10 protein-coding genes are annotated in these 12615 nt (G+C 60.9%); 6 read left to right on the top strand and 4 right to left on the bottom strand.

Annotated features, from left to right (window positions below):
- Positions 1-134 precede the first annotated feature (134 nt).
- Entirely contained in the window at positions 135-1268 is a 1134-nt protein-coding gene (locus AC1Q67_RS18090; protein WP_492236921.1) for an Mrp/NBP35 family ATP-binding protein, read from the bottom strand.
- A gap of 119 nt (positions 1269-1387) precedes the next feature.
- Here AC1Q67_RS18090 and AC1Q67_RS18085 point away from each other — a divergent pair, with 119 nt between their 5' ends.
- The 4 genes from AC1Q67_RS18085 to AC1Q67_RS18070 all read left to right on the top strand — a co-directional run bounded on the left by AC1Q67_RS18085 (position 1388) and on the right by AC1Q67_RS18070 (position 4922).
- Entirely contained in the window at positions 1388-2305 is a 918-nt protein-coding gene (locus AC1Q67_RS18085) for an NAD(P)-dependent oxidoreductase (RefSeq protein ID WP_492236923.1), read from the top strand.
- A 234-nt stretch (positions 2306-2539) separates the two neighbouring features.
- Positions 2540-4135 carry a sensor histidine kinase gene (locus AC1Q67_RS18080; RefSeq protein WP_024574110.1) on the top strand — a complete coding sequence of 532 codons (1596 nt, stop codon included), beginning with the start codon at positions 2540-2542 and terminating at the stop codon, positions 4133-4135.
- Positions 4136-4177: 42 nt separating this feature from the next.
- Positions 4178-4390 carry a DUF1289 domain-containing protein gene (locus AC1Q67_RS18075; protein WP_024574109.1) on the top strand — a complete coding sequence of 71 codons (213 nt, stop codon included), beginning with the start codon at positions 4178-4180 and terminating at the stop codon, positions 4388-4390.
- A 16-nt stretch (positions 4391-4406) separates the two neighbouring features.
- On the top strand, positions 4407-4922 hold the full coding sequence (locus AC1Q67_RS18070) for a TIGR02281 family clan AA aspartic protease (protein WP_024574108.1): 516 nt from the start codon (positions 4407-4409) through the stop codon (positions 4920-4922).
- Positions 4923-4929: 7 nt separating this feature from the next.
- Here the strand turns inward: AC1Q67_RS18070 and dusA are convergent, their stop codons facing one another.
- On the bottom strand, positions 4930-5922 hold the full coding sequence (dusA, locus tag AC1Q67_RS18065; protein WP_492237167.1) for a tRNA dihydrouridine(20/20a) synthase DusA: 993 nt from the start codon (positions 5920-5922) through the stop codon (positions 4930-4932).
- Positions 5923-6147: 225 nt separating this feature from the next.
- Between dusA and AC1Q67_RS18060 the strand changes: the two genes are divergently transcribed.
- On the top strand, positions 6148-6366 hold the full coding sequence (locus AC1Q67_RS18060; protein WP_024574106.1) for an acyl-CoA carboxylase biotin carboxyl carrier protein subunit: 219 nt from the start codon (positions 6148-6150) through the stop codon (positions 6364-6366).
- Between the two features lie 27 nt (positions 6367-6393).
- A complete protein-coding gene (locus tag AC1Q67_RS18055) occupies positions 6394-7956 on the top strand; it encodes an acyl-CoA carboxylase subunit beta (protein WP_024574105.1) in 1563 nt (520 codons plus the stop codon).
- Between the two features lie 71 nt (positions 7957-8027).
- Here AC1Q67_RS18055 and fdhF read toward each other — a convergent pair whose 3' ends face one another.
- Together fdhF and AC1Q67_RS18045 are read right to left on the bottom strand one after the other, a co-directional pair.
- On the bottom strand, positions 8028-10793 hold the full coding sequence (gene fdhF, locus AC1Q67_RS18050; RefSeq protein ID WP_492236927.1) for a formate dehydrogenase subunit alpha: 2766 nt from the start codon (positions 10791-10793) through the stop codon (positions 8028-8030).
- Positions 10790-12499, bottom strand: a complete 1710-nt coding sequence (locus AC1Q67_RS18045) for an NADH-ubiquinone oxidoreductase-F iron-sulfur binding region domain-containing protein (RefSeq protein WP_492236928.1) — start codon at positions 12497-12499, stop codon at positions 10790-10792. Before AC1Q67_RS18045 ends, fdhF begins: the two co-directional genes overlap by 4 nt.
- Positions 12500-12615: the final 116 nt, after the last annotated feature.

Below are 12615 nucleotides of genomic sequence, written 5' to 3'. Positions count from 1 at the left end.
TTTGAAATCCCTCTGGGGCGGTCTCTAGCACGGAAGTTGATTGGCGGAAAACGCAGGAACAGCGCATCCGACCCCGATTAAACGAAAGTCGAATAGGACCTGAATCCGGCCGGTAAAACCGCTAGAAAGGCCGGTCAGACGGTGGCTGCCGCGCCTGCAAGCTGCTTTTTGATCTCTGCCCCGATGGCTCGATAAATCGCCGCATGGGGCCCGTCCGGCTCGCTGTCCACGACCGGTGTCCCTGCATCCGACGAGGTGCGGATCGACAGGTGTAGCGGGATTTCACCCAGGAACGGAACCTTGAGCCTCTCGGCCTCGTGCCGCGCGCCGCCATGTCCGAAGATATCCGAGCGCGTGCCGCATTCAGGGCACTGGAAGTAGCTCATGTTCTCAATGATGCCGAGCGTCGGGACGCTAACCTTGTCGAACATGGCTATACCTCTGCGGGCATCGATCAGGGCGAGGTCCTGCGGCGTCGAAACGATCACGACACCCCGCAGCGGCACCTGCTGGGCGAGCGTCAGTTGCGCGTCGCCTGTACCCGGCGGCATGTCCACCACCAGCACGTCGAGTTCACCCCAGGCGACATCCCACAGCATCTGCCGGATTGCCGACATGACCATCGGTCCGCGCCAGACCATTGCGGTCTCTTCTTCAACCAGAAAACCGATCGACATCAGCGGCAGTCCGAAGCGGACGATCGGGATCATTTTCCTGGCGTCGTTCAACGTTGGCTTTTCGCGAACCCCGGTCAGACGCGGAACTGACGGGCCGTAAATGTCGGCATCAAGCAGCCCTACCCTCAGACCGAGATCGCGCAGCGCCAGTGCAAGATTGAGCGCCGTGGTCGATTTACCGACGCCGCCCTTGCCGGACGCCACCGCGATAATGGCGCCGATGCCAGGAATGGCAGCCTGCTTGCCCATGGGAGAATCCGCGGGCGCTCCTTGAGGTCGATGCTGCGCAACAGGCCTCACCCCATGCGAATGCTGGTGCGGCGCTGAAGCAGCCGCAGCGCCGGGTTTGCGCTCTGCGGTCAGCGCGACCATCGCTGTCGTGACACCCGGTATCGCCCGAACCGCGGCCTCGGCCTTGGCGCGAACGTCTTCCCATGCCCGCGCCTCGTTGGCATCGACATTGATCGAGAAGAAAACCTTGCCGTCCGAGGCCATAATCTCGGAAAGCACGTTGGCATCGGCCAGCTGTACGCCACGCGGCGATGATACGGCGCGAAGCGCTGCGAGAACCTGGGTTTTATCGACTGCCACAACATATCTCCCGGCATTACCCCCGGGGGCCGCCGCTTGTGGCCTTCATACGCGCGTCACCTTTGCCGTCAACGGCCTTGCAAGGCTGTCCATCCTTCGCATAGCTGTTGTCATCCCACATGCCGGGAAATCCGGCCAAAACACACCAGCAATCCAAAGAGCAAGATATGGCAAAAGTCGCATTTCTCGGCCTCGGCGTCATGGGATTCCCCATGGCGGGACACCTCGCCGCCAAGGGCGGCCATGAGGTGACCGTGTACAATCGCACCGCCGCCAAATCGAAAGCATGGGCCGAGAAATTCGGCGGGCGCGCCGCCGCGACACCGAAGGCCGCTGCCGAAGGTCAGGATTTCGTGATGGCCTGCGTCGGCAATGACGACGACCTGCGCGCCGTGACCATCGGCGTCGACGGCGCGTTCTCGGGGATGAAATCCGGAGCCATATTTGTCGATCACACAACGGCATCCGCCGAAGTCGCACGTCAGCTTGATGCTGAGGCCACCAAACGTGGCTTCCAGTTTATCGATGCACCGGTTTCCGGCGGCCAGGCCGGCGCGGAAAACGGCGTTCTGACGGTCATGTGCGGCGGTGCGGAAGCCCCCTACAAAAAGGCTGAGCCCGTGATCGCGTCCTACGCCCGGATGTGCAAACTGCTCGGCCCAGCCGGCTCCGGCCAGCTCACCAAAATGGTCAACCAGATCTGCATCGCAGGTCTGGTCGAGGGGCTATCGGAGGGAATTCATTTCGCCAAGAAGTCCGGACTCGACGTCCAGGCGGTGATCGACACCATCTCCAAGGGCGCCGCACAATCCTGGCAGATGGAAAACCGTTACAAGACGATGGACGAAGGCAAGTTCGATTTCGGTTTCGCCGTGGAGTGGATGCGCAAGGATCTTTCGATCTGCCTCGCGGAAGCCCGCCGCAACGGCGCGAGCCTCCCGGTCACCGCGCTGGTCGACAACTTCTACGCCGAAGTCGAGAAAATGGGCGGCAAGCGCTGGGATACGTCGAGCCTGTTGGCACGGCTACAGCGATAACCATCGGCCTGCGTGACAACCGAGGCGGCGCGGTATCCCGTGCCGCCTTTTTTCTTTTCAACTTTGACCGGTGTGTTCGGACCTTCCTGCGACACCGAAATTCATACTTTCTTAACCCGATTAAATTGACCTTTAAGCCACCTCTTAATGATTTAGCGCCAGAAATAGCGGGCAGAAGTATGCGCGCTTGGCCCAGCGCGGCATTGGTCATTGTTCGGGATTTGTCGCGTAAAAATGAGTGAGTCCGCCGACAAAAAAGAGCTCTCCGCGACATCGGCGGAAGCACCGGCTCGCAGCCGCCGGGCAGCGGCGCAGCGCGTACGCGAAGCCCGTGACCGCCTGACCTCCACCAGCGGAACACGCCCGGCCTTCGATCATGAACTGCTGAGACAATATGCACAGACGCGCATCTCGGCCTCGCTCGTCGTTATCCTTCTCGTGGTCTCGACAGGCATCCTGGCGAGTTTCTGGATTCCTGCCGTCGCTGCGGTGATTTGGACAGCCGGGATCCTCGCGATCCACGGTATCGTCATTCGATTTTGCTCAAAGTTTCTTGCGGTCACATCCTCCTCCCCCGCCATCACGCGCAAGTGGCGCATGCGCTTTGTGGGGCTGGATCTGCTTTACGGATTGGCCTGGACTCTCGTCCTGATCCATCCGTCCGGCATCGATGTCGTCTCGAACACCCTGATGCTGTTCGTGATGCTGCTGGTCATTGCCGTTTCCAGCATGCTGGCGGCGAGCCTGCCGATTGCTGCGTTCGCTGCGACGGTCCCGGTATCGGCGGCAATCGCGGCGAATTTCATTCTTCGCGGAACTTTCGACGATTACATTCTCGCCGCACTCGCGGTTACCGCGGAAGGCTACTTCGCCCTGCTCGCCCATCGCCTGCATTCGACCACGCTTGCGACTCTGGAAGCCCGCGCCGAGAAAGACGCGCTGATCGGCGAGCTCGAACAGGCCAAGGCCATTTCGGATGAAGCGCGCTACCGGGCTGAGTCCGCCAACGTTTCTAAGTCGCGCTTCCTCGCCCAGATGAGCCACGAACTGCGCACACCGCTCAACGCCATTCTCGGATTTTCCGAAGTCATGAAGAGCGAGATTTTTGGAGCGCATGCCGTCGAGGTCTACAAGGATTACTCGGCCGACATTCATAACTCCGGTGTCCACCTCTTGAATCTCATCAATGAAATTCTCGATCTGTCGCGCATCGAGGCCGGGCGTTACGAGCTCAATGAAGAACCTGTCTCGCTGGTGCATGTCGTCGCGGACTGCCACCATTTGCTGAAGCTGCGCGCGTCAAGCCGCGGCATTACGATTCATGAAGTTTTCGAACAGGACATGCCGAAACTGTGGGGCGACGAACGCGCCACGCGTCAGGTCGTGCTCAACCTGTTGTCGAACTCGATCAAGTTCACGCCGCAGGGCGGCGAAATCTGGCTCAAGGTCGGCTGGACCGCATCGGGCGGGCAGTATCTGAGCGTCAAGGATACGGGCTCCGGCATCGCCGAGGACGAGATTCCGATCGTGCTGGCTTCATTCGGCCAGGGATCGAACTCGATCAAATCCGCCGAACAGGGCGCCGGCCTCGGCCTCCCGATCGCCAAGAGCCTGATCGACATGCATGGCGGTACGTTCACGCTCAAATCAACCCTGCGGGTGGGTACGGAGGTGATCGTCACCTATCCGCCTGAGCGCGTGATGACGGCACTGGCCCCGATGCGTGAGGACTCCCCGCCGCTCCAGCCCGACAGGTCGCCAGAGGGAATGACCGGAGACCGAAGCCGTCCGCGTTTCAAGCCGATCATGAATGCAGGAACCGGCTTGTAGAACATCTTGCGCGAGCGATGAAAATGCCCCTCAGTACCACTCATGAAACAAGAAACGCCTTGCATCGCCGTCTGCTTCATCGATCCCACGAGCAAGCTCTGCCTTGGCTGCGGACGTACCCTGCCCGAAATCGCCCGCTGGCACAAAATGGACAACAGCGAACGGCTCGACATCATGACGACGCTGCATCAACGTATGCAGGATGCTGGACTTCAGATTCCGGCGCCACGACCGGAGCGTCAGGAAAACTCTTGAGCGCGGGAGGTGCCGCATGATGCGAGCGCTCACAATTCTCGCCGTAGTGGTCTCGGCCGTCGGCTTTCTGCTGTCGATGTCCCATCCTGTTGCTTTTGCCAGCATGAAAGGGGCGTTGATCCGCGCCACAGATCAGACCCTGAATGTTAAACCGGCGCGCGCTGTTGAAATTGCCCGCAGCGACAGCGGCGAATTCTCCCTCCGCGCAAAGATCAACGGACACAGCACACCGATGGTGATCGACACCGGCGCGACTTCCGTTGTCCTGACCTATGAAACCGCGAAAGCGGCCGGTCTGCCGCTGGAGTTGCTGGACTACAACGTGGATGTCGAGACCGCAGGCGGCCGCGTCCGCGCGGCGCGCCTGACCCTCGATCGTCTGTCAGTTGGTAAACTCGTAGAACGCTCGGTGCCGGCGCTGGTGGTGCCACGCGGCCAGATGAAGTCCAACCTGCTCGGCATGAGCTTCCTCAACCGGCTGGAAAGCTGGGAAGTCCGTCCCGACAAGCTGATGCTGCGCGGCTATCCGTAACTCAATCTCAGGCGGCGATCTGCGCCGCTGAACGCGGTTCGACAATCGTGAGCGCTTCACGCAGCGACGTCGTGCCTGCTCCGGGCCTGGTGCAGACTTCCGCAAGATAGCGGCGAAATGCCCTTGCGCCCGGCATGCCGTGAAATGCACCGACCAGATGCCGCGTGATGGAATGCAGCCGTGTCCCGGCGGCAAGTTCGCGTTCGATATAGGGCATCAGCGCCTCGATAGCGTCATGCATCGTCGCGTGCGGCGCAGCTTCACCGAATAGCTCCGGATCGACACTCAGCAACCGCCAGGGCTCCTGATAAGCGGCACGTCCGAGCATCGCACCATCGACGTGATCGAGGTGCTGCTTCGCGGCCGCGATCGTTGCGATACCGCCATTGATAATGACCGGCACCTCCGGCAGCGCCGCCTTCAAACGATAGACCCGGTCATAGTCGAGCGGCGGGATATCGCGGTTTTCCTTCGGCGATAATCCGTTCAGCCATGCCTTGCGCGCGTGAACGACGAGCGCATCCGCGCCTGCTGCAATCACGGCGCGGCTCAGCGTATCCAAGGCTATTTCGGGGTCCTGATCGTCGATGCCGATGCGGCACTTCACCGTGACCGGAATTTTCACGGCTTGCTTCATGGCGGCGACACAGTCCGCAACGAGTTTCGGCTCCGCCATCAGACATGCGCCGAAATTTCCGCCCTTTACGCGATCGGACGGACAACCGACATTCATGTTGATCTCGTCGTAACCGAAGCCTTCGCCAATCCGCGCAGCTTCCGCAAGATCGCGTGGATTCGATCCGCCGAGCTGAAGCGCGACGGGATGCTCGCTGGCATCGAAACCAAGCAGCCGCTGGCGGTCGCCATGAATGATGGCGCCTGTGGTCAGCATCTCGGTGTAGAGCCGCGCACGCCGCGACAGCAGACGGTGGAACACGCGGCAATGCCGGTCCGTCCAGTCCATCATGGGCGCCACGGAAAATCGGATACTGCTGTCAATCACGCGTCAGCCTCGGTCACCGGCTATCCATGCCGATTTGTCGGTCATTTCATAGCATCGGCTGCAAGCTATACCAGCCACAAACGCTTAATATCCGATGCTCTTCACCGCGCAGGGCTGCTTCGCAGGGAGACCGCTTGACAGGTTCCTTTATGGAACTAACTTGAAACCCCATCGCCCACGGGGTTTCGGGGCCGCAACAAAACACGCGACGGATGTCAGTACATGGCCGACAAGACAATAACCGCGGAACTGGCGGGCCGGGTCATCTCATTTTCCGAGATCGGCACCCAGGTGAGCGCGGGTGACGATCTTATCCTGATCGAATCCATGAAGATGGAAATTCCGGTTGCCTCGCCTGCCAAGGGCAAGGTCAAAACCATTCTCGTCCAGATCGACGACATGGTCGATGAAGGCCAATCGCTCATGGTTCTTGAGATCTGAGCCACAACCGTGTCCGGGAGAAACACAATGCGTTCGACAGCGTGGCAGGACAAAACCGACGAAATTGACGAGCGGCGCAAGCTGGCGCTTCGGCAAGGCGGCGAGATCGCAGTCCGGAAGCAGCACGACAAAGGCCGCCTCACCATCCGCGAGCGGATCGAGCGCGTCCTCGACACGGACAGCCTAAGAGAGGTCGGTCCGATTGCAGGATCGGGCGAACGCGCGGAAGACGGCACGCTGTCGTTCACGCCAGCCAATTTCGTGCTTGGCATCGGCAAGATTGCCGGACGTCACTGCGTGGTGGCTGGCGAGGACTTCACCATGGGAGCGGGATCGCCCAACGCTGCCGGCCTACGCAAGAGCATCTACACCGAAGACCTCGCGTTGCAGTACCGGATTCCGCTGGTGCGTTTTCATGAAGGCTCGGGTGCAAGCATCACCGGCAGCGGGGGCAAGAAAGTTCAAACCCTCCCCGGCGCCGTCTACGAACGCAGCCGTTTCGAATCCATCGCGCGATGTCTGGGAACAGTGCCGGTCGCCAGCGCCGCTGTCGGGGCAGTCGCCGGATTTCCGGCCGGACGCCTTGCGGCATCGCATTACACCGTGATGACGAGAACGACATCGCAAATTCTGACCGGCGGCCCGGCGCTGGTTGAGCGCGCCCTCGGCGTCAAGCTGACCAAGGAGGAACTCGGCGGTGCGCAGGTCCACGAAAAAAGCGGTCTCGTCGATGACGTGGTGGAAGACGAAAACGCTGCCTTCGATGCCATCAAAAAGTTTCTGTCCTATATGCCGCAGAACGTATGGGAATTAACGCCACGCGGAGCCAAGGATGATCCGGTCACGCGCGAAGCTCCCGAACTGGCCGATATCATCCCGGCCAACCGCAAGCGCATCTACAACATGCGGCATGTGGTGGAAGCGATCGTCGATCACGGCTCTTTCTTTGAAATGGGGAGGAAATACGGACCGGGGCAAATTACGGGATTCGCGCGCCTGTCAGGCTATGCGGTGGGCATCTTTGCGAGCGATCCAAAACACAACGCCGGATCGCTCACCGCGGCAGGCGCGCAGAAACTGAGACGCTTTGTCGACCTGTGCCAGACCTTCCATCTTCCGATCGTGACCTTTGTCGACGAACCTGGCTTCATGATCGGCCCCGATGCAGAGCGCGACGCCACCATTCGGCACGGCGCTTCGGCGCTGATCTCAGTCGCACTCTCCACCGTTCCCTGGATGGCGGTGCTGGTGCGCAAAAGCATGGGCCTTGCCAACTACGCCCATATGCCGTCGGGCTGTCATGTGCTGGCGTGGCCTTCGGCCGAAAGCGGCGCGTTGCCCGTGGAAGGCGGGGTCGCTCTGGCGTTCCGGCACGAAATAGCAGCGGCGGCCGATCCCGCAGCGAAACGGCTCGAACTCGAAGACCAGTTCGCCGCGTTACAGTCACCCTTCCGCAAAGCCGAAGCTTTCTCGGTTCATGACCTTATCCATCCGCGCGAAACCCGCTCTCGGCTGTGCGACTGGATCGAACTGGTACAGCCGGGTCTGGCACATCAGCTCGGGCCTCCGCAGTTCTCATTCAGACCGTAGCCAAATGCTGGCGCCAAGGGTGGCACCCGCTCGGGGAAGACCTGTCGCTCCCCGTGCGTGCCGCCGGATTTTCACTCGGCGGCGGTACGCATCTCGGCACGCTCTGCCCGCACAGCGCAGAACTTGAACTCCGGAATTTTCCCGAACGGATCGAGCGCAGGGTTGGTCAGAAGGTTCGCTGCGGCCTCGGCGTAGCAGAATGGCATGAACACCATGTTCTCCGGCACGTCGCGATCGGAACGGACCTTGACCTCAATGGCGCCCCGGCGCGTTTCCAGCTTGATGAAATCTCCCGGCCACACGTTCAGCCGCCGCATGTCCTTTGGCGACATGAAGGCGACGGCTTCCGGTTCGATGCTGTCGAGCACGCCGGACCGGCGAGTCATCGACCCGGTGTGCCAGTGTTCGAGCACGCGGCCGGTCGAAAGCACCATCGGATACTCTTCGTCTGGTATTTCGTCCGGTGCGGTGACGCGCGCCGGCACGATCTTGCCGCGGCCACTCTCGGTCGGGAAACCCGTGGTGAAGATAATCTCGTTGCCGGGCTTGAAAGGATCGTCGACCGGATAGGTCACCGCGCCTTCGCGCTCCAGGCGCTCCCAGGTGATATTCTTCAGCGACGGCATCAACTGCGTCATCTCGTGGAATACATCGGCCGGACCGCTGTAATTCCAGTCCAGCCCCATCCGCTTTGCGATCTCCTGAATAATCCATAAATCCTGACGCGCGTCGCCGGGCGGCTTGACCACCTGCCGCGCGATCTGCACGCGGCGGTCCGTATTGGTGAACGAGCCGACCTTCTCGGCGAACGCGGAGGCCGGCAAGATCACGTCGGCATGAAACGCGGTCTCGGTTACGAACAGGTCTTGCACAACCAAGTGGTCGAGCATGGCCAGCGCCTGACGCGCGTGCTGTAAATCCGGATCTGACATCGCGGGATTCTCACCCTCGATATACATGCCGGTAATTTCACCGGCATGGATCGCATCCATGATTTCAACCACGGTCAACCCTCGCACCGGATCGATCTCGTGCCGCCACAGATGCTCGAACGGATCGCGCAGATCGGTACGTCCGACCGGCTGATAGTCCGGCAGGAACATCGGAATCAAACCCGCGTCCGAGGCGCCCTGCACATTGTTCTGTCCGCGCAATGGATGAAGGCCCGTACCGGGACGGCCGACCTGCCCGGTGATCAATGCCAGCGCGATCAGGCAACGCGCATTATCGGTGCCGTGGACATGCTGGCTGATGCCCATGCCCCAGAAAATGATCGACGATTTCGCCGTCGCGTACATGCGGGCGACTTCGCGCAGCGTTTCGGCGGGAACGCCGCAGATCGGCTCCATCTTCTCCGGCGGGAATTCCTTGATCTTCTCCTTGAGGTCGTCGAACCCCTCGGTATAGCCCGCGATATATTGATCGTCGGTCAGGCCTTCGGTGATGATCGTGTGCAGCATCGCATTGAGCATCGCAACATCGCTGCCGGGCTTGAACTGGAGATGCTTGGTGGCATGGCGTGACAGCGTTTGCCGGCGCGGGTCCATCACGATCAGCTTGGCGCCCTTCTTCGCCGCGTTCTTGATGAACGTCGCCGCAACGGGGTGGTTGACCGTCGGATTGGCGCCGATGACGATGATGACCTCTGCATCCGCCGCTGCGGCGAACGGCGCCGACACCGCGCCGGAGTTCAGACCTTCCATCAGCGCAGCCACTGACGAAGCATGGCAAAGCCGTGTGCAGTGATCGACGTTGTTCGAACCGAAACCGGTGCGCACCAGTTTCTGGAACAGATAGGCTTCCTCGTTGGAGCCCTTGGCCGACCCGAAACCGGCGAGTGCTTTCACGCCCTTCTCGTCGCGGATTTCGACGAGGCCGCGCGCGGCGATATCGAGCGCCTCTTCCCAACTCGCTTCGCGAAAATGCGTAAACGGATTGGCGGGATCGACCTGATCGGTCGAACTCTTCTTGGCGTTCGGCAGCCGCACCAGCGGCTTGGTGATGCGGTGCGGATGATGAATGTAGTCGAAGCCGAAGCGGCCCTTGACACAAAGCCGGTTGTGGTTGGCCGGGCCGTCGCGCCCCTCGGCATAGACGATCTCCTCGTCCTTGACCTGATACGTCACCTGACAACCGACGCCGCAGAACGGACAGAGTGAATCGACCTGCTTGTCCGGATAGACCGTACGGGTCTGGTTGGCGTCGAGGTAGGCGGACGGCATCAGCGCACCTGTGGGACAGGCCTGAACGCATTCGCCGCAGGCGACGCAGGTGGACTCTCCCATCGGATCGTCGAAATCGAACACGATCTTGGCATCGTGATTGCGGTAGGCCATGCCGATGACATCGTTGACCTGCACTTCGCGACATGCGCGCACGCACAGTCCGCACTGGATGCAGGCGTCGAGATTGACACTCATCGCCGGATGGCTGGTGTCACTCGACCAGCGCTCATTCGCCGGGAATCGGCTTTCGGTGACGTTGACCTTGTCGGCCCAATTCCAGAACTTGGAATCGGGATCGTGCGATGTCTCGCGCGCCGGCTGGTCGGCGACCAGAAGCTCCATCACCATCTTGCGGGCGGAGACGGCGCGCGCGCTCGCGGACTTTACCTTCATGCCGACGTTGGGAATGCGCTTGCAGGAGGCAGCCAGCACGCGCTCGCCCTCGATCTCCACCATGCAGGCGCGACAGTTGCCGTCGGCGCGGTAATCTGGCTCCGGCGAATAGCAAAGATGCGGAATCTCGGTACCTTCGCGCTTGGCCACCTGCCAGATCGACTCGCCCGGCTGGGCCTCGACCATTTTCCCGTCGAGCTCGAATTGAATCTTGGTCATTCTGCGGCTTCCTTGGGCGCGAATTCCTCGGGAAAATATTTGATGACGGTAGTCAGCGGATTCGAAGCCGCCTGCCCCAGACCGCAAATCGAAGCATCGCGCATCGCCTGACTCAATTCATCGAGCAAGTCACGGTTCCAGACCCGCTGTTCCATCAGTGTCGCGGCCTTCTGCGTGCCGACACGGCATGGCGTGCACTGGCCGCAACTCTCGTCCTCGAAGAACCGCATCAGGTTCAGTGCAGCGTCCTTGACCTGATCTTTGTCCGACAGGATGACCACAGCCGCCGAGCCGATGAAGCACCCGTACTTTTCCAGCGTTCCGAAATCCAGCGGGACGTTATCCATCGAGGCCGGCAGAATGCCGCCCGACGCTCCGCCCGGCAGATAAGCGTGGAAGGTATGGCCATCGGCCATGCCGCCACAGAATTCATCGATCAGTTCACGCACCGTCACGCCAGCGGGCGCAAGCTTCATGCCGGGATTTTTCACCCGGCCCGAAACGGAATAGCTGCGCAGGCCCTGACGTTCGTTACGGCCCTGCGACTTCCACCAGTCCGCGCCCTTCTCAACGATGTCACGCACCCACCACAGCGTCTCGATGTTGTTGATCAGGGTCGGCAAACCGAACAGACCAACCTGGAACGGATACGGCGGCTTGTGGCGTGGCAATCCGCGCTTGCCTTCGATGCTCTCGAGCAGCGCGGATTCTTCACCGCAGATGTACGCGCCGGCTCCCCGGCGCAGATGCAGCTTGGGACCACCCGGCGGCAGCTTCTTGATTTCGCGTTCGATGATCTCACGCGACGCCGGATATTCGTCGCGCAGATAGACATAGACATCTGGTGCTTCGACAACATGCGCGCCGATCAGCATGCCTTCGATAAAGCGATGGGGATCGGTTTCGAGATAATAGCGATCCTTGAACGTTCCCGGTTCGCCTTCGTCCCCGTTGATCGCCATCAGCCGCGGACCCGGCTCTCCCAGCACGGCGCGCCATTTGCGCCCGGTCGGAAAGCCCGCTCCGCCAAGCCCGCGCAGCGAAGCGCTATCGAGTGCCTTCAACAAATCTTCATTCGTCATCGCACCGGAGCGCAACTTGTTCAGAAGCGCGTAGCCACCCTTGGCGACGTAAGAGTCGTAGTCGATATACTTCGGCAGATGCGCATGAGTGTCGCCGCCTTTTGCCGCGGCCAGCACGCTCTCGACGCTCGCATGGTCGACGAAGTGATGCCCCACCTCGACAGCAGGCGCGGTGTCGCAGCGGCCGACGCACGGCGCCCGTACGACGCGCACGCCTGGACCAGCACCCTTCTGCAATTCGCTCAGCAGCGTCTCCGCGCCCATCATCGCGCAGGTGAGAGAATCGCAAACCCGGATTGTCAGCGGTGGGAGATCAGGCTGGCCTTCTTTGACCACATCAAAATGCGCGTAGAAGGTCGCGGTCTCGAACACTTCCGAGAAGGCCAATTGCATCTCATCCGCGAGAGCAGCCAGATGCGCCGCAGAAATCTGATGGTACTTGTCCTGAATGAGATGGAGGTGCTCGATCAACAGATCGCGCCGCCTCGGCCGGTTCCCCAGCAGAAGCTCGATCTCGTGCGCCGCCGCCGGGTCGATCTGGCGGCCCTTCGGGGTCGCCTTCGCACGCCGCCGGCCCTCGCCAGGATGCTCGAATGGCTGAACTTTTTGGGCGCTATGGCTCATTCGAATATCTCATTCCGAGGTTTTAAGGCAGGACAGGATAACCTCTGGCATTTCGTATGCCAAGAATTATTCCAATGTCTTAGCCCAGAACAACTGATCCCCTTGGGTTCTTGCAA

The organism is Afipia sp. GW823-FHT06G09 (assembly GCF_058794875.1).
The sequence above is the reverse complement of the archived record's forward strand: the minus strand, read 5'-3'. Positions and strand labels throughout refer to the sequence as shown.